26 protein-coding genes and 1 tRNA gene are annotated in these 23,004 nt (G+C 69.4%); 20 read left to right on the forward strand and 7 right to left on the reverse strand.

The window, feature by feature from the left end:
- Positions 1 to 71 precede the first annotated feature (71 nt).
- From gspF to ACP7A3_RS13310, 17 genes are all read left to right on the forward strand, one after another.
- A complete protein-coding gene (gspF, locus tag ACP7A3_RS13230) occupies positions 72 to 1,295 on the forward strand; it encodes a type II secretion system inner membrane protein GspF (protein ID WP_426255912.1) in 1,224 nt (407 codons plus the stop codon).
- A gap of 8 nt (positions 1,296 to 1,303) precedes the next feature.
- Complete coding sequence (gene gspG, locus ACP7A3_RS13235) at positions 1,304 to 1,744, forward strand: type II secretion system major pseudopilin GspG (protein ID WP_043059797.1); 441 nt, start codon at positions 1,304 to 1,306, stop codon at positions 1,742 to 1,744.
- A gap of 31 nt (positions 1,745 to 1,775) precedes the next feature.
- Positions 1,776 to 2,237 carry a GspH/FimT family pseudopilin gene (locus ACP7A3_RS13240; RefSeq protein WP_426255913.1) on the forward strand — a complete coding sequence of 154 codons (462 nt, stop codon included), beginning with the start codon at positions 1,776 to 1,778 and terminating at the stop codon, positions 2,235 to 2,237.
- Positions 2,237 to 2,617, forward strand: a complete 381-nt coding sequence (gspI, locus tag ACP7A3_RS13245; RefSeq protein ID WP_426255914.1) for a type II secretion system minor pseudopilin GspI — start codon at positions 2,237 to 2,239, stop codon at positions 2,615 to 2,617. The genes ACP7A3_RS13240 and gspI overlap by 1 nt, the downstream gene beginning before the upstream one ends.
- Before the next feature lie 128 nt (positions 2,618 to 2,745).
- Positions 2,746 to 3,417 carry a type II secretion system minor pseudopilin GspJ gene (gspJ, locus tag ACP7A3_RS13250; protein ID WP_426255915.1) on the forward strand — a complete coding sequence of 224 codons (672 nt, stop codon included), beginning with the start codon at positions 2,746 to 2,748 and terminating at the stop codon, positions 3,415 to 3,417.
- Complete coding sequence (gene gspK / locus ACP7A3_RS13255) at positions 3,407 to 4,387, forward strand: type II secretion system minor pseudopilin GspK (RefSeq protein WP_426255916.1); 981 nt, start codon at positions 3,407 to 3,409, stop codon at positions 4,385 to 4,387. The genes gspJ and gspK overlap by 11 nt, the downstream gene beginning before the upstream one ends.
- Positions 4,384 to 5,466 carry a type II secretion system protein GspL gene (gspL, locus tag ACP7A3_RS13260; protein ID WP_426255917.1) on the forward strand — a complete coding sequence of 361 codons (1,083 nt, stop codon included), beginning with the start codon at positions 4,384 to 4,386 and terminating at the stop codon, positions 5,464 to 5,466. Before gspK ends, gspL begins: the two co-directional genes overlap by 4 nt.
- Positions 5,463 to 5,933 carry a type II secretion system protein GspM gene (gene gspM / locus ACP7A3_RS13265; protein ID WP_043059792.1) on the forward strand — a complete coding sequence of 157 codons (471 nt, stop codon included), beginning with the start codon at positions 5,463 to 5,465 and terminating at the stop codon, positions 5,931 to 5,933. The genes gspL and gspM overlap by 4 nt, the downstream gene beginning before the upstream one ends.
- The gene (gspN, locus tag ACP7A3_RS13270) at positions 5,930 to 6,643 is read left to right on the forward strand and encodes a type II secretion system protein N (RefSeq protein WP_426255918.1); all 714 of its coding nucleotides are present in this window, start codon (positions 5,930 to 5,932) and stop codon (positions 6,641 to 6,643) included. Before gspM ends, gspN begins: the two co-directional genes overlap by 4 nt.
- 48 nt (positions 6,644 to 6,691) lie before the next feature.
- Positions 6,692 to 6,768: transfer RNA gene (locus ACP7A3_RS13275), tRNA-His, on the forward strand.
- Between the two features lie 94 nt (positions 6,769 to 6,862).
- The gene (locus ACP7A3_RS13280) at positions 6,863 to 7,915 is read left to right on the forward strand and encodes a Glu/Leu/Phe/Val dehydrogenase family protein (RefSeq protein WP_024310285.1); all 1,053 of its coding nucleotides are present in this window, start codon (positions 6,863 to 6,865) and stop codon (positions 7,913 to 7,915) included.
- 139 nt (positions 7,916 to 8,054) lie between these two features.
- Positions 8,055 to 8,780: a heme ABC transporter permease CcmC gene (gene ccmC / locus ACP7A3_RS13285; RefSeq protein WP_147034736.1), complete on the forward strand. Its 726-nt coding sequence runs from the start codon at positions 8,055 to 8,057 to the stop codon at positions 8,778 to 8,780.
- Between the two features lie 97 nt (positions 8,781 to 8,877).
- A complete protein-coding gene (ccmE, locus tag ACP7A3_RS13290) occupies positions 8,878 to 9,324 on the forward strand; it encodes a cytochrome c maturation protein CcmE (protein WP_017979230.1) in 447 nt (148 codons plus the stop codon).
- Complete coding sequence (locus ACP7A3_RS13295; protein ID WP_426255919.1) at positions 9,321 to 11,237, forward strand: heme lyase CcmF/NrfE family subunit; 1,917 nt, start codon at positions 9,321 to 9,323, stop codon at positions 11,235 to 11,237. Before ccmE ends, ACP7A3_RS13295 begins: the two co-directional genes overlap by 4 nt.
- Entirely contained in the window at positions 11,234 to 11,752 is a 519-nt protein-coding gene (locus ACP7A3_RS13300) for a redoxin family protein (protein ID WP_426255920.1), read from the forward strand. The genes ACP7A3_RS13295 and ACP7A3_RS13300 overlap by 4 nt, the downstream gene beginning before the upstream one ends.
- A complete protein-coding gene (locus ACP7A3_RS13305; protein ID WP_426255921.1) occupies positions 11,749 to 12,159 on the forward strand; it encodes a cytochrome c-type biogenesis protein in 411 nt (136 codons plus the stop codon). Before ACP7A3_RS13300 ends, ACP7A3_RS13305 begins: the two co-directional genes overlap by 4 nt.
- A complete protein-coding gene (locus ACP7A3_RS13310) occupies positions 12,159 to 12,791 on the forward strand; it encodes a tetratricopeptide repeat protein (RefSeq protein ID WP_426255922.1) in 633 nt (210 codons plus the stop codon). The genes ACP7A3_RS13305 and ACP7A3_RS13310 overlap by 1 nt, the downstream gene beginning before the upstream one ends.
- On the opposite strand, the gene ACP7A3_RS13315 is transcribed toward ACP7A3_RS13310, so the two are convergent.
- Complete coding sequence (locus tag ACP7A3_RS13315) at positions 12,788 to 14,227, reverse strand: phospholipase D-like domain-containing protein (protein WP_426255923.1); 1,440 nt, start codon at positions 14,225 to 14,227, stop codon at positions 12,788 to 12,790. The two genes, ACP7A3_RS13310 and ACP7A3_RS13315, sit on opposite strands and share 4 nt — an antisense overlap.
- A 167-nt stretch (positions 14,228 to 14,394) precedes the next feature.
- On the opposite strand from ACP7A3_RS13315, the gene ACP7A3_RS13320 reads away from it, so the two are divergent.
- A complete protein-coding gene (locus ACP7A3_RS13320) occupies positions 14,395 to 15,189 on the forward strand; it encodes a Crp/Fnr family transcriptional regulator (RefSeq protein WP_426255924.1) in 795 nt (264 codons plus the stop codon).
- A 7-nt stretch (positions 15,190 to 15,196) separates the two neighbouring features.
- Here ACP7A3_RS13320 and ACP7A3_RS13325 read toward each other — a convergent pair whose 3' ends face one another.
- The 6 genes from ACP7A3_RS13325 to ACP7A3_RS13350 all read right to left on the reverse strand — a co-directional run bounded on the left by ACP7A3_RS13325 (position 15,197) and on the right by ACP7A3_RS13350 (position 20,519).
- Positions 15,197 to 16,594, reverse strand: a complete 1,398-nt coding sequence (locus tag ACP7A3_RS13325) for a HAMP domain-containing sensor histidine kinase (protein WP_426255925.1) — start codon at positions 16,592 to 16,594, stop codon at positions 15,197 to 15,199.
- Positions 16,591 to 17,310, reverse strand: a complete 720-nt coding sequence (locus ACP7A3_RS13330; protein ID WP_426256047.1) for a response regulator — start codon at positions 17,308 to 17,310, stop codon at positions 16,591 to 16,593. The genes ACP7A3_RS13325 and ACP7A3_RS13330 overlap by 4 nt, the downstream gene beginning before the upstream one ends.
- An 85-nt stretch (positions 17,311 to 17,395) precedes the next feature.
- Positions 17,396 to 17,914, reverse strand: coding sequence for a hypothetical protein (locus ACP7A3_RS13335; protein ID WP_426255926.1), 519 nt, complete (start codon positions 17,912 to 17,914; stop codon positions 17,396 to 17,398).
- A gap of 116 nt (positions 17,915 to 18,030) precedes the next feature.
- Positions 18,031 to 18,258, reverse strand: a complete 228-nt coding sequence (locus tag ACP7A3_RS13340) for a hypothetical protein (protein ID WP_294210452.1) — start codon at positions 18,256 to 18,258, stop codon at positions 18,031 to 18,033.
- A 205-nt stretch (positions 18,259 to 18,463) separates the two neighbouring features.
- A complete protein-coding gene (locus ACP7A3_RS13345; RefSeq protein ID WP_426255927.1) occupies positions 18,464 to 19,258 on the reverse strand; it encodes a thioesterase family protein in 795 nt (264 codons plus the stop codon).
- A 64-nt stretch (positions 19,259 to 19,322) separates the two neighbouring features.
- The gene (locus ACP7A3_RS13350; protein WP_426255928.1) at positions 19,323 to 20,519 is read right to left on the reverse strand and encodes an MFS transporter; all 1,197 of its coding nucleotides are present in this window, start codon (positions 20,517 to 20,519) and stop codon (positions 19,323 to 19,325) included.
- Between the two features lie 140 nt (positions 20,520 to 20,659).
- Between ACP7A3_RS13350 and ACP7A3_RS13355 the strand changes: the two genes are divergently transcribed.
- Both ACP7A3_RS13355 and ACP7A3_RS13360 read left to right on the forward strand, forming a co-directional pair.
- Positions 20,660 to 21,880, forward strand: a complete 1,221-nt coding sequence (locus ACP7A3_RS13355) for an acyl-CoA dehydrogenase family protein (RefSeq protein WP_295560929.1) — start codon at positions 20,660 to 20,662, stop codon at positions 21,878 to 21,880.
- Positions 21,881 to 21,935: 55 nt separating this feature from the next.
- On the forward strand, positions 21,936 to 23,000 hold the full coding sequence (locus ACP7A3_RS13360; RefSeq protein ID WP_426255929.1) for an acyl-CoA dehydrogenase family protein: 1,065 nt from the start codon (positions 21,936 to 21,938) through the stop codon (positions 22,998 to 23,000).
- Positions 23,001 to 23,004: the final 4 nt, after the last annotated feature.

Raw genomic sequence — 23,004 nt, forward strand, 5'->3', positions numbered from 1 at the left:
GCCGCTCCCTCCCTCTCCCATTGGGAGAGGGAAGAGCCGCCAAAGGCGGCGAAGGGTGAGGGCGGCTCGCCATGGCTGACTTCGACTATCTCGCCATCGACACGCGCGGGCAGGAGCAGCGCGGGCATGTCGCGGCGGCGGATGCGGACGCGGCGCGGGCGCAGCTCGATCGGCGCAAGCTGTTCGTCGTGCGGCTCGATCCGGGCGCGCCGCCGGTCGCGCAGAGCCGGCCGCTATTCGGCATCCGGCTGGGCGCCAGGAAGATGAGCAACAAGCAGCTGACACTCTTCACGCGTCAGCTCGCGACGCTGAACCGCGTCTCCCCGCTTGAGGAATCGCTGCGCACCATCACGCGCCAGACCGAGCAGGAGAGCGTGCGTGGGATCGTGTCGCAGGTCCATGCCGGTGTCGTGGAGGGGCGCCGCCTCGCCGACTCGATGGCACGCGCACCCAAGAGCTTTCCGCCGCTGTACCGCGCGATGGTGGCGGCGGGCGAGAGTTCGGGCAGTCTGCCGACGATCCTCGACCGGCTGGCGGCGCTGCTCGAACGGCAGGCGGAAATCCGCGGCAAGCTGATCACCGCGCTCGCCTATCCCACCATTCTGGCCGTGGTGGCGCTGGGCGTCGTCACCGCGCTGATGATGTTCGTCGTGCCGCAGGTCGTCGAACAATTCGATACCGTGGGGCAGGAGTTGCCGTTGCTGACGCGCGTCGTCATCGCCCTGTCCGACATACTGGTCGGCTATTGGTGGGTGCTGGCGCTGGTGCTCGGCCTGATCGGGGTCGGCGGCGCCTATGCGTTGCGCGATCCGGCGATCCGGCTGTCGTTCGATACCGGGCTGCTGCGCCTGCCGTTGCTGGGCCGCCTGCTGCGCGACCTGCATGCCGCGCGCATGGCGCGGACGCTGTCGACGATGGTCGCGAGCAGGCTGCCGTTGCTGGAGGGGCTGACGCTGACGGCGAGCACGATCCACAACCGTCGCCTGCGCGTCGCGTCCGACGAGATCGTCGAGGCGATCCGTTCGGGCGGCAGCCTGTCGGCGGCGATGCGGCGCGCGAACGTCTTCCCGCCGCTGCTCACCTATCTCGCGGCCAGTGGCGAAGCGGCGGGGCGGCTCGACGAGATGCTCGAACGCGCCGCCGATTACCTCGAGCGTGAGTTCGACCGCTTCACCGCGACCGCGCTGTCGCTCCTCGAACCCGCGATCATCGTGCTGATGGGCGGCATCGTCGCGACGATCGTGCTATCCATCCTGCTCCCCATCCTCCAGCTCAACACGCTGGCAGGCCAGTAAGGATCATCATGCGTAAACAGCCTCATAAGCGTCACCGTCGGGAGGAGGGCTTCACCCTCGTCGAACTGATGGTCGTGATCGTCATCATCGGCCTGCTCGCCGCGATCGTCACGTTCAACGTCCTGCCCGCGGGCGACAAGGGCAAGATCACCAAGGCGAAGGCCGACATCAGCACGATCGAAGGCGCGCTGGAAATGTACCGCCTGCAGATGAACGGCTATCCGACGACGTCGCAGGGCCTGCAGGCGCTCGTCACCGCGCCGAGCGGCGTGAATGCCGCCGAATATCAGAAGGGCGGCTATATCAAGAAGCTGCCCAACGATCCCTGGGGCCGGCCGTACCTCTACGCCTCGCCCGGCCAGCATGGCGAGGCCGATGTCTGGAGCCTGGGTGCGGACGGCAAGGAAGGCGGCGAGGGCGCCAACGCCGACATCACCAGCTGGCAATAACGTGCCGCGCCGCCGCCCTTCGGCCACGGGATTGCGCCGTGTTCGGCGTAACGCCCAACAGGGCTTCACGCTGATCGAGCTGATGGTGGTCGTGACCATCATCGGGCTGGCGGCGGCCGTGGCGGTGTGGAACATGCCCGATCCACGCGGTCGGGTGGCGGACGAGGCGGCGCGCTTCGCGGTGCGCGCGCGGGCGGCGCATGATGCGGCGATCGTCGAAGCGAGGCCCGTCAGCCTGTGGGTGACGGCGGGCGGCTATGGCTTCGACCGGCGGATCGCGGGGCAATGGGTCGCGGTGGCGGACACGCCGCTGCGGGTCGAACGCTGGAGCGCGGGCACGGACGCCGCGATCGGCGATGCCAACGGGCGGCTGCGGATCGTCTATGATCCCACCGGCCTTGCCGATCGGCCTGCGCAGGTGACGCTGACCCGCAGCGGCGCACGCGCGGTGATCGATATGGACGCGGACGGCAGCGTGCGGGTGGCGAGCTGATGGGCCGCGCCGGCGACCGGCAGGAGGGGGGCTTTACCCTCATCGAGATCATGGTCGCGCTGGCGGTGTTCAGCCTGGCCGTGCTCGCACTGCTGCGGCTGGAGACGGCGACGATCCGCGGCGCGCGCGTGCTGGACGACAGTCTGGTGGCGGGGATCGTGGCTCGCAACGTCGCCAACGAAGCGGTCAGCGAGGCGCGACCGCCGGTGGTGGGGCGGACGAGCGGCAGCGAGGTGAACGCCGGCCGCAGCTGGACCTGGGTGCGCCAGGTCGTGCCGACCGGCAATGCCAGCATCGTGCGGATCGACGTCGCGGTGAGCAATCGCGCGGGGCAGGTGGTCGGGCGGACGACGGCGATCCGGCCGCCGGACGTGTCGTGATGGCCACGCGGTCACCTCTGTCCTGTCGTCACCCCGGACTTGGTCCGGGGTCCACTCCGCGGCGAGGGGGACGGCTGGAGGCACTTGCCGTCCCCGTGCGGCCCGGTGGACCCCGGACCAAGTCCGGGGTGACGGGGGGATTGGGGCGAGCCGCGCGCGCCCACGACAGCGGCTTCACCCTCGTCGAAGTCCTCGTGGCCCTGCTCATCTTCGGCCTGATCGCGGCGGCGGGCGTCGCGATCCTGACCTTCAGCGTCCGCGCGCAGACTGCCACCGGCGCGCGGTTCGACGACATCGCCGCGCTCAACCGCACCGCCGCGCTGATCGCGGGCGATCTGGGGCAGGCGATCGACCGCCCCGCGCGCGACGAGGCGGGCACGCCGCGCCCGGCCTTCACCGGCGAAAGCGACGGCCGGCTGGCGTTCGTGCGCGCCGGCTGGACCAATGTCGACGATGCCCCGCGCGCCAGCGCCCAGAAGGTCGCCTATCGCGTTGTCGACGGCACATTGGAGCGTGTCGCCTATCCGATGATCGATGGCGCGGCGCCGCTGCCCGCGGTCGCGCTGCTGGGCAAGGTCGTCGGGGTCGGCGCGCGCTATCGCTACAAGGGCGCGTGGAGCGATCGTTGGGACGGCACGCAGGGTGCGCCCTTGCCCCAGGCGGCGGAGCTGACGATCCGACGCACCGACGGCACCGCGCTGCGGCTGATGCTGCTGGTCGGGTCGGGCTATGCCCCCGCCCAGCCGGGTGGGCAGCCCGGGCCCCAGCCAAGTCCGACAGGAACGCCCGGTGCCATCTGAGCGCGAGCGCGGCGCCGCGCTGCTCACCGTCCTGCTGCTCGTCGCGATCATCGCGGTGCTGGCGGGGGCTGCGCTGGAACGGTTGCGGCTGACGACCCGGCTTGCCGGCAATGCGCTGGCGGGCGAGCAGGCGCGCGGCTTTGCGCGCGCGGCGGAGGCGCTGGCGACGTCGCGGATCACGACGATGCTGGGCGATGCGCCGGATCGCGTGACGCTCGCGGGCGGCTGGAGCGGGCGGCCGTTCGGCCTGCCGTTGCCCGGCGGCGGGCTTGCCGTCGCGCGGGTTCGCGATGGCGGCAATTGCTTTAACCTCAACGGTTTTGTCAGCCGGCTTGCGCCCAACCTCTACACCTCATCGCAGAATTTCGCGCAAAGGCTGCAGTTCGTCCGGCTGATGCAGGCGATCGGCGTCCCCACTCAGGCCGCCGACCATATCGCCGCCGCCACCGCCGACTGGATCGACAGCGACGGTGATCAGCAGGGCAATGGCGCCGAGGACCCCGTCTATCTCGCCCGTAGCGTGCCCTATCGCACCGCGGGCACGCTGATGGCCGATCCTAGCGAGCTGCGCGCGGTGGATGGCGTGACGCCCGACATCTACGCGAAGCTGCGGCCCTGGATCTGTACCTTGCCCAAGGCGGAGCCGGCGACGATCAACATTAACACGCTGACGCCAGAACAGGCCCCCCTGGTCGCGATGCTGTTCCCCGGCACGCTCTCCGTCGAGGCTGCCCGCGGCATGATCCTGCGCCGACCGCCGGACGGCTTTCGCGATGCCAGCACGTTCCTGAACCTCGCCGGCAACGGCGCCGCGCCGGAGGGCGGGGGCGGGCTGGGGGTGAAAACGACGTGGTTCGCGCTGGCGATCGACGTCAGCACCGGGTCCGCGCGATTGCAGGAAAGGGCGCTGATCGACGCAAGCCGTCTTCCCGCGCGGCTCGTGGCACGGCAATGGGGCGACGAATCATGACGACGCTGCTCTTCCTGCCCGCGGGCGACGCCCCCTATCGCTGGCTGCGCCTGGCCGAAGACGGCGGAATCGCCGAAGGCGAGGGGCTGCCTGCTGTCCCTGATGAGCGCATCGTCGCGGTCGCACCCGCACAGGACGTGACGCTGCACTGGGCGGACCTGCCCGCCCGCTCGCCCGCGCAGAGCGTCGCTGCCGCGCGCCTGCTGGTCGCCGAGGCGAGTGCGACCCCGATCCACGAACTCCACGTCGCGGTCGGCGACGCGGAAGAAGGGAATGGCGAGCGGCCGATCGCCGTGGTGGGCAGCGCCGTGATGGCGGCCTGGCTGGCCGACCTTACGGCGCTCGGGATCGACCCGGCCGCGATGGTGCCCGCGCCGCTGCTATTGCCGCGCCCGGAGGAGGGCTATCTTCGCGCCACGGTCGGCGGGGCGGCGCTGGTGCGTGGCCGCACGTCCGGCTTTGCCGACGAAGCGCGGCTGACCGATCTGGTCGTGGGGGATGCGCCGATCGAGACGCTGCCGCGCAGTGCGCTCGATCCGGTAATCGCAACCGCTGCGGCGACGCCGCCGCTCGACTTGCGGCAGGGGCCGTTCGCGCGCCGGCGCCGGATCGGGATCGACTGGCCGTTGGTGCGGCGCCTCGCCGTCATGGGGGCCGGCATCCTCGCGCTGACGCTGGCGATCGATCTGGTGCGGATCGGCAAATACAGTTTCGGCGCGGATGCGATCGACGCGCGGACCGAAGCGCTGGCGCGCACCGGCCTGCCGCGCGGCGAGACGGTGACCGACGTCGACCGTCAGCTCGCCGAGCGTCTGTCGGCGGTGCGCGGTCCGGGCCTGGGCTTCAGCCGGACGGTGGCCGCGGTCTATGCCGCGGTCCGCGCGACGCCGGGTACGGAGCTGACCAGCCTTGATTTCCAGTCGAACGGCGCGTTGCGCATCGGCGTGGGTGCGGCGCGCGAATCGCTGCCGACCGACCTCAAGCGCGCGCTGGAGGCGGCGGGCTTCGCCGTCACCGCCGGCACGTTCCAGTCGGCCAACGGAAGGGTGACGGGCGAGATGACGGTGACGCGGCCATGAGCGGCATCCGCAGCTGGTTCGCCGGCCGATCCTTACGCGAACGCCGGCTGATCCTCGTCATGCTCGCGCTGCTGGTCGTCACCATCCTGTGGGGCGGGATCATCCTGCCCGTCCGTGACGGCCTGTCGAGCGCGCGCGAGCGGTACGCCGATGCGGTCGTCCGGCTGGGCAGCACGCAGAATGCGGTCGACCTGATCCGCAGCGCCGGGCGACGCACACCGATCGAGGGCAGCCTCGCCGACACGGTGCGGCGGCGTGCCGAGGCGGCGGGCTTCGCACTCGCCACTGTCGACGAATCGGGTGCGGGCCGGGTGCATGCGACCATCACAGCGGCCCGGCCGGCGGCGCTGGCCCGCTGGTTCGCCGGGCTGGAGGCGAGTGGCATCCTGATCGAATCGGCGGCATGGCGCGACAATGCGGACGGCAGCGTCGGCGTCGACTTCGTCGCACGGGCGCGCGCGTCATGAGGCGGCTGAGACTGACCACCGGGCCGGCGGCGCTGTTCGGTGCGATGATGCTCGTGGCGTTGCTCGTCTTCCTTCCGATGCGGCTGGTGCTGGGCGCGGCCGGCGTCGGCGAGCAGGGTTTCAGCGCACGCAGCGTCATCGGCAGCGTGTGGGACGGTCGGCTGGTCGATGCGCGGTTCGGCGATCTCGCGCTGGGCACGCTGGATGCCAGCCTGTCGCCCTTCGCGCTGCTGATCGGGCGCGCGCGTGTGTCGGTCGAGGATCAGGCAGGAACGGTGCATGGCGCCTTCGTGCTGGGCCGCCATCTGCGCGGGATCGAGGGGATGACGGCGACCTTCCCGACCGGCAACGCCTTTGCGCCGCTGCCCGTCACCGCGTTGACGCTGGAAGACGTCAGCATCCGCTTTGCCGACGATGTGTGCGAACAGGCCGAGGGTCGGGTGCGCGCACGACTGGTGGGCGAAGCGGCGGGAATCGCTTTGCCGACCGAGCTGACGGGCGTCGCGCGCTGCGACGGCAACGCCTTGCTGTTGCCGCTCGCCAGTCAGGCCGGGACCGAGGCGATCGAGCTGCGGCTGACCGGCGACGGCCGTTACTCCGCCGCGCTGCGCCTCGCGCCCAGCGACGACGCCGCGGCACAGCGGCTGGCGGCGACGGGTTTCGTTGCTGGGCCGGGCGGTTACCGACTTTCGGTCGAAGGACGCTTCTGACGGCCTTGACCGCCGCTACAGTGCCCGCTAGGGGCACCCGTCTTCGCGGCGACCGTAGTTCAATTGGTTAGAGCGCCGGCTTGTGATGCCGGAAGTTGCGGGTTCAAGTCCCGTCGGTCGCCCCATTTTCCCGCTCCTTTTCAGGACCGCAGGGACTAGCCAAAACCGCTGGGAAACAATATTGCGGACATTCGCAATATTCGATCCATGGAGCAGGCGATGACCTCGGTGTGGGACCTTCCCGACTTTGACCATCATGAGGGCGTCCACGCCTTCACCGATCGCGAATCGGGCCTGCGCGCGATTATCGCGGTCCATTCGACCCACCTCGGCCCGGCAGCGGGCGGCGCGCGCTTCTGGCATTACGCCTCGGGCGACCTCGCCGTCACCGACGCGCTGCGCCTGTCGCGCGGTATGAGCTTCAAGAACGCCATGGCGGGCCTCGCGCTCGGCGGCGGCAAGGGCGTGATCCTGGCCGACAAGCCCGGTGCGATCATCCCCGAGGCGCAGCTCAAGGCGTTCGGCCGCGCGGTCGAATCGCTCGGTGGTCGCTACGTCACCGCCGAGGATGTCGGCATGTCCGAAGCGCGCATGAAGGTGATCGCGGGCGAGACCAAGTACGTCAGCGGCCTGCCGGTCGAAAGCGGCGCGGCGGGCGGCGACCCTGGCCCGTACACCGCGCACGGCGTCTACCTGGGCGTGAAGGCGGCGGCGAAGCGCGGCCTCGGCACCGATGACATGAAGGGCGTGCATGTCGCGATCCAGGGCGTCGGCTCGGTTGGCGGCGGCCTTGCCAGGCTGCTGGCGAAGGACGGCGCGCGCCTGACGCTTGCCGACGTCGATGCGGCCCGTGCGGCGGCGCTGGCGGCGGAACTGGGCGGCGAGACGGTCGCAGCCGGCGCGATCCTGGGCGTCGAGGCGGATATCTTCAGCCCGAACGCGCTGGGCGCGATCCTGACCGAAGCGACCATCCCGACGCTGACCGCCAAGGTCGTCGCGGGCGGCGCGAACAATCAGCTCGCCACGCGCGAGGATTACGATCGCCTGCACGATCGCGGCATCCTGTATGCCCCCGATTACGTCATCAACGCCGGCGGCATCATCAACGTCGGCCTCGAATATCTGGGGCAGGGCGACGAGGCCGAAGTGATGGCGCGCATCGCCAAGATCCCGGCACGTCTGAATGAGGTGTGGGACGAGAGCGAACGCACCGGCCGCCCCGCTGCCGAGGTCGCCGACACGATCGCCCAGCGCCTGATCGGCCGCGGCTGATCGGCCCCTGTTGATCGGCTTGGGCGGTTTTGGCCGACACCGGCGGTGCGCTGCCGCCGGTGTTGGTCCAAAGACCGACGGCGCCGCTGCAACCGACGGGATGACGGCGGCCGCAAAGCTGCTATGACGCTGGGCGACCGTGCCGACCCTTCATGCCCTTGCCAATCCCGCCCGCTTCCTGAAGCTCGCCCGCGTGCTGACGCCGGCGCTGCTGTGGGCGGGCGTCGCGCTGATCGCCGTCGGCTGCTGGGCCGGCCTGACGCAGAGCCCGCGCGACTATCTGCAGGGGGACAGCGTCCGCATCCTCTACATCCATGTGCCTGCCGCCTGGCTCGGTATGGGCGGGTGGAGCGGCCTTGCGATCAGCAGCATTGCCTTTCTGGTCTGGCGGCATCCGCTGGCCGACGTTGCGGCGCGCGCGATCGCCTTGCCGGGGGCGATGTTCGCCGCCGTCTGCCTCGTCACCGGATCGATCTGGGGGCGGCCGACCTGGGGGACGTGGTGGCAATGGGACGGGCGGCTGACGTCGATGCTGCTGCTGTTCTTCGTCTATTGCGGCTATATGGCGCTTGCCCGCGCCGATGCGGAGCGCGGCGGCGATGGGCGTATTCCGGCGCTGTACGGCATTGCCGGCACCGTGTTGCTGCCGATCATCCGCTATTCGGTGATCTGGTGGAATACGCTGCACCAGGGGCCGTCGATCGGCCTCACCGGTTCGAGCATCGCGGGCAGCATCCTGTGGCCGCTGGGCTTTACGATGGCAGGCTTCACCGCGCTGTTCGCCGCGATCGTCCTGATGCGCATGCGGACGACGCTTGCGCGGACCAAGGCCGAAGCGCGGATGCGGCGGATGGCGCGGGCATGAACCACTGGCCGTTCATCGTCGCGGCGTATGCCGTCACGCTCGGCGCGGCGGGTGCGCTGACGCTTGTGAGCTATATCGCGATGCAGCGCGCCGAGAAATGAAGGCGAAGCATCAACGGCTGACGCTCGTGCTGCTGGGCCTCGCCGCGGTGATCGCGGCGGCGCTGCTCGCCATGTCCGCGCTGAAGGATCAGGCGTCGTTCTTCTACGCGCCGTCCGACGTCGCGAAGCAGGGCCTGCCGCTCGGCCGCGCGGTGCGCCTCGGTGGCATGGTGCAGGCCGGGTCGATCAAGCGTGCGCCCGATGGGGTCACCATCCACTTCGTCGTCGGCGACGGCATCGCGACCACCCCCGTCACCTTCGCCGGCATCGCGCCGGACCTGTTCCGCGAGCGCTCGGGCGTCGTCGCCGAGGGGCATTTCAACCCCGACGGCAGCTTCACCGCGACCAACCTGCTCGCCAAGCACGACGAAAAGTACATGCCGCCCGAACTCGCCGCAAAGGGCGGCAAGGCGATGCACGAGACGCGGACGCTGGAACCATGATCGCCGAGGTCGGCCTTGCCGCCTTATGGCTCGCGGCCGCGCTGGCGGCGTTGCAGCTGGCCCTGGGCGCGATCGGCCTGTCGCGTGGCGGCATCGAGACGATCGCCGCGGTCCGCCCCGTCGCGATCGTCCAGGGCGCGCTGGCGCTGCTGGCGATGGCGGCGCTGATCGCGCTGTTCCTCGCGTCCGACATGTCGGTCAAGCTGGTGGTCGAGAACAGCCATTCGGCCAAGCCGTGGATCTACAAATTCGCCGGCGCCTGGGGCAATCATGAAGGGTCGATGTTGCTCTGGGTGACGATCCTGGGCCTTGCCGGCGGCGCGGTTGCGGTGCTGGAGCGCCGCCTGCCGGACCGCACATTGATCGCGACGCTGGCCGCGCAGGCGGGGATTGCGCTCGGCTTCTACGCCTTCCTGCTGTTCGCCTCCAATCCGTTCGCGCGGCTGCCGATGCCGGCGCGCGACGGCATGGGGCTGAACCCGCTGTTGCAGGACCCCGGTCTCGCCTTCCATCCGCCGACGTTGTACATCGGCTATGTTGGCATTTCGGTCGCTTTCTCCTTCGCGGTCGGCGCGTTGATTACGCGGGACGTCGGCCCGGCGTTCGCGCGGGCGATGCGGCCCTGGGTGCTGGGGGCGTGGGTGTTCCTGACGCTCGGCATCACCGCGGGATCCTATTGGGCGTATTACGAGCTGGGCTGGGGCGGCTGGTGGTTCTGGGACCCGGTCGAGAATGCCTCGCTGATGCCGTGGCTGGCCGCGACCGCCTTGCTCCATTCGGTAACGGTGCTGGCGACGCGTGACGGCTTGCGGGCGTGGACGGTGATGCTGGCCGTCGTCGCCTTTTCGATGTCGATGATCGGCACCTTCCTGGTCCGCTCCGGTATCCTCACCAGCGTCCACGCCTTCGCGGTCGATCCGGAGCGCGGCGCCTTCATCCTGGCGCTGCTCGCCATCTACATCGGCGGCGCGCTGGCGCTGTTCGCGGCGCGGATCGGTACGGTGCGTGCGGGCACGACGTTCGAACTGGTCAGTCGCGAAGGGGGATTGGTCCTCAACAATCTGCTGCTGTCGGTCATCCTCGGCATCGTGTTGATCGGCACGCTCTACCCGCTCGTCGCCGCCGGCTTCGGCGTGCAGCTGTCGGTGGGGCCGCCCTTCTTCAACAAGGCGGCGGGCCCGGTCGCGCTGGCACTCGTCGTCGTCATGGCGGCCGGGCCACTGCTGCGCTGGCGGCGGGACAGCGCGAACGCGCTACTCGAGCGGATGATGTGGCCGGTCGCGGCGGCGGGTTTCACGGGCGCCGGGCTGGTCGTGCTGGCACCGCCGGGCGTGCTGCCGCTGTTCGGCCTGTCGCTCGCCGCGGGATTGGCGGTGGCGAGCGTGCTGCCGCTGCTCGGCCGCAATCCGTGGCGCACGCCGCTGTTCACCTGGGGCATGGTCGTCGCGCATCTCGGCATCGCGGTGAGCCTTGCCGGCATGGCGTGCGATGCCGCCTATACGTCGGAGACGTTGGTCGCGGCGCGGGTCGGCCAGCCCGTCCATGTCGGTCCCTTCACCGTGCGGCTTCAGGGCGTCCGCCCCGTGATCGGCCAGAATTGGTCGGCGCTCGAGGCGCGGCTGAGCGCGATCCGCGACGAGGACACGGTGATCCTGCGCCCGCAATCGCGCTTCTTCTCCGACCCGGTCACCACCACCAGCGAAAGCGCGATCCTGACGCTGTGGGACGGCCAGCTCTATACCGTGCTCGGCCAGCCCGACACGCAGGGGCGCTGGCAGCTCAGGCTATGGTGGAAGCCGTTCGTGACGCTGATCTGGTTGGGCGGCGCACTGGTCGCCCTGGGCGGTGCCTTGTCGCTGATCGGTCGCTGGCGGCGCGAGCGGCGTAGCGCGCTGCGCGAGGGCGTGGCGTGAAGCGCTGGCTGCTCTGGGCGCCGCTCGCCGCGTTCGTCGCGATCGCGGTCGTGGTGGCGTTCGGCCTGTTCCGCCCCGCAGACCGCACCGTCCGCTCGGCGATGATCGGCAAGCCGCTGCCCGACGTCACCTTGCCCGCCATCGTTCCCGGCAAGCCCGGCAGCGGCGCGCTGACGGGCAAGCCGCGCCTGATCAACATTTTCGCGAGCTGGTGCATCCCCTGTATCGCCGAGGCGCCGCAGCTGATGCGTCTAAAGACCCTGGGCGTGCCGATCGAAGGCATCGCGATCCGCGACACCACGCCCGCGCTCACAGCTTTCCTGCGGCAGAACGGCGACCCCTATGCCAGTATCGGCGATGACCGGCAGAGCGCGGTGCAGCTGGCGCTCGGCTCGTCCGGCGTGCCGGAAAGCTTCGTGGTCGACGGGCAGGGGCGTATCGTCCTGCAACATGTCGGCGATATCCGCGCGAGCGATGTGGCGCAGATCGCCGCCGCGGTGAAGGCGGCACGATGAGGGGCTGGGCGATCCTGCTCGCGGCGACGCTCGCTACCCCCGCGCTCGCCGATCCGACGACCCCGCCGGCGGCACTCGCCGACACGCAACTGCGCGATCCGGCGCAGGAGGCGAAGGCGCGCGCGTTGATGGAGACGCTGCGCTGCGTCGTCTGTCAGGGCCAGTCGATCGCCGACAGCGACGCCAGCATGGCGGGCGACATGCGCGCGCTGGTGCGCAGCCGGATCGCCGCGGGGGAGACGCCGCAGGCGATCCGCGCGTGGCTGATCGAACGCTATGGCGATTACATCAGCTACGATCCGCCGCTGGGCGCGGCGACGGGCCCGCTGTGGGCCGCGCCATTTGTCCTGCTCGCCATCGGCATCGGCATCGCGCGGTCGAGCTTCCGGCGCCGGAGGCGCGACTGATGGGCTGGATCGCGCTTCTCCTGATCGCCGGGACGAGCTTTGCGGCGCTCGTCGCGCTGCGGGTCGACCGGCGGCTATGGTCGATGGTCGGCGCCGCGTTGATGCTCGGCGCGGCAGGCTATGCGTGGCAGGGCAATCCGATGCGGCCCGGCGCCGCGCCGCGGAGCAATGCGGCGCTGCAAGCCGATGATCCCGAACTCGTCACGCTGCGCGATGCAATGTTCGGCCGCTTCACCGCCGATGGCACCTATCTGATCGCGGCCGATGCGCTCGCCCGCTCCGGCGACCGACGGTCTGCGGTGATCGCGCTTTTGGGCGGGATCAACCGTTATCGCAGCAGCGCGATGCTATGGACCGCGCTGGGTACGACGATGGCCGCGCATGACCGCGACGTGGTGTCGCCGCCCGCCCTCTTCGCGTTCCAGCAGGCGATGCGCCTCGCGCCCGACCATCCGGGGCCGCGCTTCTTCCTCGGCCTCGCCTATATCCGCGCCGGCGAGTTTCAGCTCGCACGCCGCTATTGGGCGCAGGCGCTCGCGCTGACGCCGGAGCGAGCACCCTATCGCAAGGACATTGCCGTCCGGCTCGCCTTGCTCGACCGCCTGCTCGCCCAGCAGGCCCCCGCGCGCTAGCGTCGTTTCAGCCGCCCGCGGAACAGCCCGCGGTGGGTCGTCGCTTCGAACATTTCACCCGGTCCTTCGGGGTCCAGGATCTCATTGTCGGCCAGCCATTCCTGCACGCCGTCCAGGTCTGGCACCTCATAGGGCCGCAGCGATCGGCCGGACCCGCGTAGCCGCTCGATTGTCTCGATCAGCGACCCCGTTTCGTCGATCGTCGCTGCCACCGTGGCGGGGGATACGCCCAGATGCTCGGCCATCAGGTCGGCGCGCGCGTCCGCGATGGTCGCCTCCAGTCCGCGGCCGGGATGCCGGGCCGCATCCACCACGACGTCGCATTCGGTATCGAGCCGCAGCGAGCGATTGTTGATGTTCGCCGATCCGATCCGCAACTGCGTGTCGTCGATGATCGTGATCTTGGCATGGCAATAGATCGCCGTGCCCCCTTGCGTGAAGGGATGGTACAGCCGCAGCCGCCCGTGTCGGTCGCGCCGCCGCAGCGTCTCGACCAGCCGGGCGCGCGCCGTGTCCATCGCGATCGGCTCCAGCCAGCCTTGCGCGGTCAGCGGATTGACGATGACGATCTCCGGGCCGTCCTCCTCATCCAGCCGCGCCGCGATCGCCTCCGCAATGCGGCGCGAGGCGAAATACTGGCTTTCGCAATAGATGTGCCGGCGTGCGGCCCGGATCTGGTCGAGGAACAGCGCCTCCACCTCGGTCACCGGCGCCTCGCCCGGCATCTCGGGCTGGCTGCGCGCGATGCCGACATCGACGTCCTCGAACGTCGGCGCGAGCGAATCCGGCCAGCAGGACACCTCGCCCTCGACCGGCGCCAGCCGATGCGTCGTCGCAAGCCGCCAGCGGTTGCGGCACAATTCGGCGAGCGCCGCCGCCGCCGGGCCGGTGATCGCGGTCGTCGCATCGTGCCACGGCTTGTAGAGCCCGCCGCCCGGCAGGCGCCGTCCGGGATCGTCGTCGCGATGCGCACGCGTGTCCCAGCGTTCCGCGGTCATGTCGATCCCGCCGCAAAAGGCAAGGCAGTCGTCGATCGAGACGATCTTCTGGTGATGCGACGATCCGGTCGGGTGATGGGCGTCGAGCTTCACGTGGATGCGCGGATGCCGTGCCCACTTCCACACGGTAAACAGCGTCTTGCCGCGAAAGATCGACTTCAGCGCGCCGATGTCCCAGCGCAGGAGATACAGCTCCAGGTCCGGATTGCGCTCGACCAGCCAGTATAGGAAATCGCCGACCGTCTCCGGCCCGTCGACGTCCACGCCGTCGCCGACCAGCGGGATACGCGCGTCGAAATCCCAGCCGACCAGCATGAGGCGTTTCTTCGCCGCGGCGAAGGCTTCGCGCGCCACGCCGAAATACCGGTCGGCATCGACGATCACCGACAGGCGGTTCGCCCGCTCGATCCGCCAGACATTGCGATCCGGTTCGAGCATTTGGACTTATCCCCCTGTTTTATATGTCACGCACCCCATGCGGCATACGGGCATCGCGGATCAACTGTTCCGCCTTCGCATCGAAACGGGGGGAGGGGGCAAGTGTTCCGAAAACAGCTGCGGTCGATCTGGGAACGTTACGCCCCCGATCCGTGTTTGACAGGGTCATGATCGATGATGCTGTCCGCGCCTTGCCCCGATCTGACGCGCTCGGGCGCTTTCCCCTCACCGGCCGCTTCCTGATGGGGCGGGGGCGCGAGCGCCTTTCGAACGAGGAGCAGCGCATCCTGGAAGATGCCGTCCAGACCGTGAAGGACTTCCCCGCGCGCCAGCATCTAGTGCGCCGGGGCGAGCGGCTCGAACAAAGCATGTTGCTCGTCGACGGCTATATCACCCGCTATATGGACGATCGCGAAGGGTATCGGCAGCTGGTGTCGGTCCACGTGCCCGGTGACTTCGTCGATCTGCATGGCTTCCCGACCGGGCGGCTCGATCACGATATCGGCACGCTGGGGCCGGTAAAGGTGGCGCTGTACGATCACCAGACGCTGACGGCGATCACCGACCGGCATCCGCATCTTACGCGGGTCCTATGGTTCTCGACGCTGCTCGATGCGGCGATGCACCGGGAATGGATTTTCCGGCTCGGGCGACTGGGAGCAGACGGGCGGCTGGCGCACTTTTTCTGCGAATTGAACGCGCGTTTGACCATGGTGGGGCTGGCGCAGGCTGGGCGGTTCGAGCTGCCATTGACCCAGCCCGATCTGGCGGAGGCGTGCGGCCTGACCGGCGTCCACGTCAATCGCGTGCTGCGCGATCTGCGTGAGCGGAACCTGCTGGTCTTCCGCAACGGTCACGTCGAAATCCTCGACCTGACCGGCCTTGCCGCCGTCGCGGAATTCGAAAGCGATTACCTCTATTCCGACATGGGGAATTGGGCGACCGCCGTGCCGCAGGTCTGACGGCGGATCAGCGCGGCAGCTCGATCGTCGCGCACAGGCCGCCGCCCGCGCGGTTCGTAAGCCGTATCTCGCCGCCGGCTTCTCGCACGATCGTCTGGGCGAGCGCGAGGCCTAGCCCGATGCCGCCGGTATCGCGGTTGCGCGAGCTTTCCAGGCGCGTGAAGGGCGCGAAGACGTCGCCCAGCCGCGCCTCGGGGATGCCCGGCCCGCGGTCGCCCACCTCGATCGCGACGCGCTGCGGCTCGGCGATCAGCCTCACCTCGGCACCGCCACCATATTTCACGGCGTTTTCGATGAGGTTGCGGATCGCGCGGCGGATCAGCGAGGGGCGCAGCCGCATGCGCAGCCGCTCGGCCTCGTCGAACGATACGTCCTGACCCAGATCGCGGAAATCCTCGACCACCGCATCGACCAATGCGGCAAGATCGACCTCGGTGACGGGTTCGCTGGGCCGACCCATACGTGCCAGCGACAGGATATCGTCGAGCGTCCGGTTCATTTCGGCGATCGTGTCGCTCATCCGGGCGCGATCGGTGTCGTCCTCGACCGATTCGACCCGGACGCGTAGCGCGGCGAGGGGGGTGCGCAGATCGTGGCCGATCGCGCCCAGCATCCGGTCCTTTTCGTCGAGCATCGCGGTGACGCGCGTCTGCAACTGGTTGAACGACTGGACCAGCCCGGTGATGTCGGCCGGCCCGCGCACGGGCACTGGCACCACGCCTTCGCCACTGCGCCCGAACCGCTCGGCCGCGGCGGTCAGCGCGCGCAACGGCCGCGAAATCCGCCGCGCGATCCACAGCACCGGAAGCAGGACGACCGCGTACAGGATCAGCGTCTGCGCGAACAAGCGCCAGAACAGCCGGATGCCGCCATTGTCACCCCAGGCGACCGTCAGCGCTAGCCAGCCGTGGCCCGGCTGCTCGATCGCGACCAGCAGTGCGGCTTCCGGCCGCTCGACGTGCCGGCGATAGCGGCCCGGCCGCATCGGATTGCGCGCCTGCCATGCATCGTCGATTCCGGCCCAGGGACGCACGCCGGTATCGATCCGCCCTACCTCCATCCCCTGTTCGCGCAGCTGGTCGCGCAACTCGTCGGCAAAGGCGGGCAGGCGTGGCAGGTCGGCCGGGATCGCGTCGGCATCGGCGCGGCGCACGCGCCCCCGGTCGCGCAGGATCGGCCGCAGGCCTTGCGCCTCGCGTTCGACCGCATCGGCAATGCGGATCGCGACCGGCCGTGCCGCCTGCGCCAACCGGAATTGCGCGCGATCGCGCAGCGCCAGCCCGAAATTCACCGCCTGTGCCACGAACAGCGCCAGCGCGATCAGCACGGCCATCTGCCCGGCAAGACTGCGCGGCCACAGCCGCCGTCTGGCGCGCGGCGCCGCCGCCGCAGCGGGCTGCGTCACAGCCGCGTCACTTCCGCGGCCAGCGTATAGCCGCCGCCCCAGACGGTCTTGATGATATCGGGAGTCTTGGCGTCCGCCTCGATCTTTCGGCGCAGGCGGCTGACCTGATTGTCGATGGCGCGATCGAACGCCGCGGCCTCACGGCCCTGCGTCAGGTCGAGCAGCTGGTCGCGCGTCAGCACCTGCCGGGGCCGCGTCACCAGCGCCAACAGCAGATTATACTCCCCGGTCGACAGCGGCACGCTGACGCCTTCGCGATCAACGAGCGAGCGCTCGCCTGTCTTCAGCACCCAGCCGGCGAAGGCATAGGAGCCGCTTTCGGGCGCATGCTGCCGCGCGCCGCCCACGGTCAGCCGGCGCAGCACCACCTTCACGCGAGTCGCGAGTTCGCGGGGCGAGAAGGGCTTGGTGACATAATCGTCCGCGCCCATTTCAAGCCCGACGATCCGGTCGGTCTCCTCGGCCTTGGCGGTCAGCAGGATGACGGGCGTGTCGCTGGTCGCGGCGATATGCCGGCACAGCGACAGGCCGTCCTCGCCCGGCATCATAACGTCGAGGATGACGAGATCGATCGCATAGGCCGCCAGCCGCATCCGCGCACTTTCCGCATCGGCGGCCTGGGTCACGCGAAAGCCCTGCTTGGTAAGATATTGCGCCAGCGGCTCGCGGATCGAACGCTCGTCATCGACGAGCAGCAGATGCTGCATGTCTCCCATAAGATCCGGCTCTGCCACGCGAATCGTCTCCTGCAAAGCCGGGCGGTCCGATCGGGACCGCCCGGCGCTTGCCGTCAGAATAGGCTTATTGCGCGTCGGGCGTGCCGGCGGGCTGGCTGGCGTCGGGCGCAGCGCCGCCACGGCGACCGTGATGCATCGCAGAGCGAGCCGCCGTCATCTCGGTCGCATCGAGCTTGCCGTCGTGGTTCGTGTCCATCCGGTCGAAGCGCGCACCCGCGCGGGCCGTGGCGTCGGCGCGGGTCAGGGTGCGACCACCACCGTTGCCTCCGCGGTTCATGGCCGGAGCGTCACCGGTGCCGCCACCGCGCTTGGCCCACATCGCAGCGCGCGCCGCGGCGCGTTCGTCGGGCGTGACGGTGCCGTCATGATTGGTGTCCATCGCGTCGAAGCGCGCCTGCGCCTGCGCGATCACTTCCGCGCGCGTGACGGTGCCGTCGCCATTGGCATCGGCCCGCATCATGCCGCCGTGCGGACGTGCGGCGGCATTGGGGGCAGGAGCGGGGGCCTGTGGCGCGGTCTGCGCGGTCGCAGCCGTTGCGAGCAGGCCGCCCGTCGCCATCATCGAAATCAGAGCTGTACGCATCGTCCTGGTCTCCAGGGGGCGGGGCCAACCCCCGCCCGACGATGCGCCTTGTCGATCAGCTCTGTCGCGCGGTCATGTCGGCCGCGCGGATTTGTGTCGCAAACTGTCGCAGCGGCTCAGCGCTGCGCCGCCGCCTTGGCCTGCGCCTTTTGCGCGCGTGCCTGCTTGGCATAATGGTGGTGCATCGCGGCACAACCCGCCGCGGCGCCGAGCATGGCGTGACCCTTGCCGACGAAATGACCGGCCGCCGCGCCGGCGGCGGCACCGCGCAGACACCCCTTGGCCAGAGCGGGCTGGGCAGAGGCCATCATCAGCGGAATGGCGATAAAGGCAAGCTTACGCATCGTGCATTCTCCACATCGAAGAGCTGCAATATAGGTGAGCCGCCAAGCCCTGTCCCGTGAACAATAGTTCACCTTTTCGTCAGATAATCGGTGCTTAAGACAAGGGGCGTCACCTGTGTTGAACGCTGGGATGCGGCAGGTTTAGTAGTAATAGTGGAAACCTACCGGGTGCAGGGCAGGATTGCTTCATCGGCGCAGAGGGCGATCAGGCAAAGACCGCCACGCTCTGCATCTGATCCGCGATCGCCGTGCCGTCGGCGGACCAGATCCCCATCCGCTGGCTGGAACTGCCGTCGCGCGCATGGCCTGCGACCGCCTGTAGCAGCCACCAGCCATCCTGCGTCACCGGCGTATCGGCGAGCAGGTTCAGCTGCCATGTCATCGAACTGACCGGCGCCGGCCCGCCGAGCAGCTTCATCGCGGCGGGCGGCAGGCAATCGGCGACCGCCATCAGTTCGACCATCGGGTGCAGCCCCTCGCGGTCCTTCAGCCGGACCCAGCGCAGCCACTCCGCAGGGCCGGCGTCGGGCGCATCGACCAGCTCGAAATTACCGGTGAAGGGCACGGCGGGATGGCCGCGCAGGATCCGGTCGTCGGGTCCGGGCGGCGATACCGCCGGGCCGACCGGCGCGCGCTGGTCGAGCCGCGACGGCACCGGCCCCATGAAGACGAAGGTCGCACGCAAGCCCAGGCCCGCCTCGCTCGTCACGTCTGCCTGGACGAAGGCGGCGTTGCGCCCGCGCCGCAGCCGCTCGGCACGGATCGTGATCGCGCCGCTCAGCGGGCCGATGAACGCGACCAGCGCCGAGCGCAGCGGGGGCAGATCGCTGTCCGACGCCATGGCGGCATGCAAGGCGAGCGCCGACGACAGGCCGCCATACGCGGTCCGACCCTGCAACCAGCTGTCCGGCACGACGCCCGTCCAGCCGCCCGCGTCCGGCTGCAAACCGGCGATGACGTCGCGCAGGGGGGTGAGGGCGGGGTCGGTGGTCGGGCTCATCGGCGAAGGCTAGGGCAAGGTCCGCGCCGACGCCATACGCAATGTTCGAAATCGTCTGGTATCATCACCCGGCCGCCCGCACCCGCATCATCACGATGGCGCCCGCCGCCAGCGCCAGCACGCCTGCGATGACGAAGGATGCGCCGGGAAACCCGTGGGCCAGGCCCCAGGCGAGCACTTGCGTCAGCAGCAGCGGCGCGACGATCGCCGACACGCTGCCCATCGCACCCAGTCCGCCCTGCAACTGCCCCTGACGTGATGCGTCGACCATGCGCGACACCATGGCCTGCATCGCCGGCATGGCGAAGCCATCGAAGGCGCTGACGGCGAACAGCACATAGACCTGCCACCCCTGGGTCACGCCGCCGAACGCCAGGAACGACAGGCCCGCCGCTGTCAGTCCGATCAGCAGTGCCCGCCGCTCCCCCAGCCGCGCGATGGCCGGCCCGGTCAGTCCACCCTGCACGATGGTCGCCACCACCCCGACAAAGGCAAGGCTCCAGCCGATCGCCTTGGCGTCCCAGCCGAGCTGTGCGGTGGCCCAGAAGCTCCAGGTCGCCGGATAGACCATGTGCGCCAATTGCCACAGGAACATCGCGATCAGCAGCGGCGCGGCATTGCCGGCATGGAACAGCGGCCGGAACGCGCCGATGACATGCGCGTCGCGCAGACGGAACGGCCGCCGGTTCTCAGGCGCCAGCGTCTCCGGCATCGCCACCAGCATCACGACCGCATTGACCAGCGCCAGCAGCGCCGCCGCGAAGAACGGCGCTCTTGGTCCCCATAGCGAAAACAGCCCGCCCAGCGCTGGGCCGATGATGAAGCCCAGGCCGAACGCCGCGCCGATCAGCGCGAAGGTACCGCCGCGCTTGTCGGGCGGCGTCACGTCGGCGATCACCGATCCGGCAGGGCCATAGACCGCGCCAGCGATCCCGGCGATCGCGCGTCCGGCGAACAGCCAGCCGACGCTCGGCGCGATCGCCATCACCGCATAATCCAGCCCGAAACTCACCATCGATGCGATCAGCACCGGCCGCCGGCCGAACCGATCGGACAGATTGCCGAGCACCGGCCCGGCAAAGAATTGCGCGCCGGCATAGACGACGAGCATCCACCCGGCGATCCGCGTCGCCTGTTCGATGTCCGTCTCGCCCAGGCTGCGCAGCAGCGCGGGGAAGACGGGCGCGACGATGCCGAAGCCGATCGTGTCGATCAGGACGGCCGCCAGCGCGATCGGCACCGCCTTATGCTCGAACCGCATGCCCCACTCCCCACACGTGTCGGCGCTCTTGTGCCGCAAGCTGCGCGCCAAGCCAATGCGGGGCTTTGCACGCCCGATCATTCATGGCATGGCTGTCCGCAGCATACCCGATCTTCAGATTCGGGATTAGGAGAGACATGATGGCGACTGCCCTCACCGCCGACGCCCCCACCGATCCGCTCGACGCCTTCCGCACGGAGGCCCGCGATTGGCTGGCTGCGCATTTCCCCAAGGCCCTGGCGCATAAGGATGGCGGCATGTCCGCCGTCGAAGGCCCGCACGATCCCACGCCCGACGAAGCCGCCTGGACGAAGGCGATGGGCGAGAAGGGGTGGGGCGTCCCCACCTGGCCCGCGCAATATGGCGGCGGTGGCCTCAGCCGCGCCGAGGCGCGCGTGCTGCAAGAGGAGATGGCGCGGATCGGTGCCTGGAATCCGATCGGCGGCATGGGCGTGATGATGTTCGGCCCGACGCTGCTCGAATATGGCACCGAGGCGCAGAAGCAGGAGCATATCCCCGCCATCGCGCGCGGCGAGGTGCGCTGGTGTCAGGGCTATTCCGAACCCGGCGCCGGCTCGGATCTGGCGTCCTTGCAGACCTTCGCCGAGGACAAGGGCGACCATTATCTCGTCAACGGGCAGAAGACTTGGACGTCCGGCGGCCAATGGGCCGACAAATGCTTCGCGCTCGTCCGCACCGACAAGACGAAGAAGCATGAAGGCATCAGCTTCCTGCTGATCGACATGGATGCCCCCGGCGTCGAAGTGAAGCCGATCCGCCTGATCTCCGGCTCGTCGCCCTTCTGCGAAACCTTCTTTACCGACGTGAAGGTGCCGAAGGAAAACCTCGTCGGGCGCGAAGGCGAAGGCTGGACGATCGGCAAGCGGCTGCTCCAGCACGAACGCTCCAGCCTGTCGGGTGGTGGCGGCTCGGCCGGGCGCCTGCTCGCCGGCAAGCCGCTCAGCGAGATCGCCAAGGCCTATCGCGGCACTGACGAACAGGGCCGCATCGCCGATCCCGACCTGCGCACCCGCATCATCCGCCACGAGATGGACGTGCGCGCCTTCGTCCTCACGCTGCGTCGCGCCGCGGCCGAGGCGAAGTCGAACCAGGGGCCGTCGGCCGCGACCTCGATCATGAAGAACGTCGGCGCGCGGATCACGCAGGACCGCGCCGAACTCGCGATCGAGATCATGGGGATGAATGGTCTCGGCTGGGAAGGCGAGGGGTTCACCGACGACGAATTGGCGCAGACCCGCACCTGGCTGTGGGGCAAGGCGGTGTCGATCTACGGCGGCAGCTCCGAAATCCAGAACAACATCGTCGCCAAGCGCATCCTCGGGATGCTGGACCACCAGTAACTGGCACCAATAACCGCCACCAACACCCGCGCACCCAAACTCAGGAGTTCACGGCATGGCCGTCCTCACCGAAGAACAGACGATGCTGCGCGACATGGCGCGCGAATGGGGCGACAACGAATCCCCGGTCACTGCCTTCCGCCGCCTGCGCAACGCCGCGCCCGCGGAAGGGTTCGACGTCAAGGCCTGGGGCGACATGGGCCAGATGGGCTGGGGCGGCATCGTCGTGCCCGAAGCGCATGGCGGCTCCGAACTCGGCTATCTGTCGCTCGGCATGGTGATCGAACAGCTTGGCCGCACGCTCGTCGCGCATCCGCTTGGCTCCACGGGCCCGGCGGCAACGGCGATCGTGCTCGGTGATAGCGATACCGCCAAATCCGAATGGCTGCCGCGCATCGCGAGTGGCGAGGCGGTGGCGACGCTCGCCGTCGACGAAGGCCCGCTCCACGGCGGCCCCATCAACACCCGCGTCGAGGACGGCCGCCTCACCGGCACCAAGGCGTTCGTCGCGGAGGGGGACAGCGCCGCGGCCTTCGTCGTCGCCGCTGCCGACGGCCTGTACCTTGTGGCGGGCGACGAGGGCGTCACCCGCTCCACCCGCCGCATGGCCGATGCACGCAGCCATGCCGAGGTCCGCTTCGACAAGGCGCCGGCGACCCGGCTTGGCGGCACGGACCTCACGGCCAAAATCGTCGACCACGCCACCGCATTGGTCACCGCTGAGATGCTCGGCCTCGCCGAACAGGCATTCGCCACCACCAACGATTATCTCAAGACGCGCGTCCAGTTCGGCCAGCAGCTCAGCACCTTCCAGGCGCTCCAGCACCGCATGGCGAAGATGCTGACCGAGCTCGAACTCATGCGATCGGTGGTGGAGGGGGCGCTGGAGGCGATCGATGCGCGCCGCAGCGACCTTTCGCAGAGCGTCAGCCTCGCCAAGGCGGTGGCGGGCGACACATTGCGCCTCGTCAGCCGCGAAATGATCCAGCTGCACGGCGGCATCGGCATGACCGACGAACATGACGCCGGCTTCTACATGAAGCGCGCAGCGGTGGTGGAGGCGATGTGGGGCAATGCCGCCTTCCATCGCGAACGCTTCGCGCAGCTCGCCGGCTATTGACGGA

The sequence above is a fragment of the Sphingomonas sp. DC5200-1 genome (assembly GCF_049897245.1).
Taxonomy (GTDB): domain Bacteria; phylum Pseudomonadota; class Alphaproteobacteria; order Sphingomonadales; family Sphingomonadaceae; genus Sphingomonas; species Sphingomonas aquatilis.

Excerpts from the sequence above, each read along its gene's own strand:
- ACP7A3_RS13350 (WP_426255928.1), bottom strand. The coding sequence starts at position 20,519 with ATGCGGTTCGAGCATAAGGCGGTGCCGATCGCGCTGGCGGCCGTCCTG.
- gspG (WP_043059797.1), top strand. The coding sequence starts at position 1,304 with ATGCGTAAACAGCCTCATAAGCGTCACCGTCGGGAGGAGGGCTTCACC.
- gspN (WP_426255918.1), top strand. The coding sequence starts at position 5,930 with ATGAGGCGGCTGAGACTGACCACCGGGCCGGCGGCGCTGTTCGGTGCG.
- ACP7A3_RS13340 (WP_294210452.1), bottom strand. The coding sequence starts at position 18,258 with ATGCGTAAGCTTGCCTTTATCGCCATTCCGCTGATGATGGCCTCTGCC.
- ACP7A3_RS13295 (WP_426255919.1), top strand. The coding sequence starts at position 9,321 with ATGATCGCCGAGGTCGGCCTTGCCGCCTTATGGCTCGCGGCCGCGCTG.
- ACP7A3_RS13355 (WP_295560929.1), top strand. The coding sequence starts at position 20,660 with ATGGCGACTGCCCTCACCGCCGACGCCCCCACCGATCCGCTCGACGCC.
- gspF (WP_426255912.1), top strand. The coding sequence starts at position 72 with ATGGCTGACTTCGACTATCTCGCCATCGACACGCGCGGGCAGGAGCAG.
- ACP7A3_RS13315 (WP_426255923.1), bottom strand. The coding sequence starts at position 14,227 with ATGCTCGAACCGGATCGCAATGTCTGGCGGATCGAGCGGGCGAACCGC.
- ACP7A3_RS13280 (WP_024310285.1), top strand. The coding sequence starts at position 6,863 with ATGACCTCGGTGTGGGACCTTCCCGACTTTGACCATCATGAGGGCGTC.
- gspL (WP_426255917.1), top strand. The coding sequence starts at position 4,384 with ATGACGACGCTGCTCTTCCTGCCCGCGGGCGACGCCCCCTATCGCTGG.
- gspM (WP_043059792.1), top strand. The coding sequence starts at position 5,463 with ATGAGCGGCATCCGCAGCTGGTTCGCCGGCCGATCCTTACGCGAACGC.
- ACP7A3_RS13330 (WP_426256047.1), bottom strand. The coding sequence starts at position 17,310 with ATGGGAGACATGCAGCATCTGCTGCTCGTCGATGACGAGCGTTCGATC.
- ccmE (WP_017979230.1), top strand. The coding sequence starts at position 8,878 with ATGAAGGCGAAGCATCAACGGCTGACGCTCGTGCTGCTGGGCCTCGCC.
- gspI (WP_426255914.1), top strand. The coding sequence starts at position 2,237 with ATGGGCCGCGCCGGCGACCGGCAGGAGGGGGGCTTTACCCTCATCGAG.
- ACP7A3_RS13310 (WP_426255922.1), top strand. The coding sequence starts at position 12,159 with ATGGGCTGGATCGCGCTTCTCCTGATCGCCGGGACGAGCTTTGCGGCG.
- ACP7A3_RS13320 (WP_426255924.1), top strand. The coding sequence starts at position 14,395 with ATGATCGATGATGCTGTCCGCGCCTTGCCCCGATCTGACGCGCTCGGG.
- ACP7A3_RS13360 (WP_426255929.1), top strand. The coding sequence starts at position 21,936 with ATGGCCGTCCTCACCGAAGAACAGACGATGCTGCGCGACATGGCGCGC.
- ACP7A3_RS13345 (WP_426255927.1), bottom strand. The coding sequence starts at position 19,258 with ATGAGCCCGACCACCGACCCCGCCCTCACCCCCCTGCGCGACGTCATC.
- ACP7A3_RS13305 (WP_426255921.1), top strand. The coding sequence starts at position 11,749 with ATGAGGGGCTGGGCGATCCTGCTCGCGGCGACGCTCGCTACCCCCGCG.
- ACP7A3_RS13335 (WP_426255926.1), bottom strand. The coding sequence starts at position 17,914 with ATGCGTACAGCTCTGATTTCGATGATGGCGACGGGCGGCCTGCTCGCA.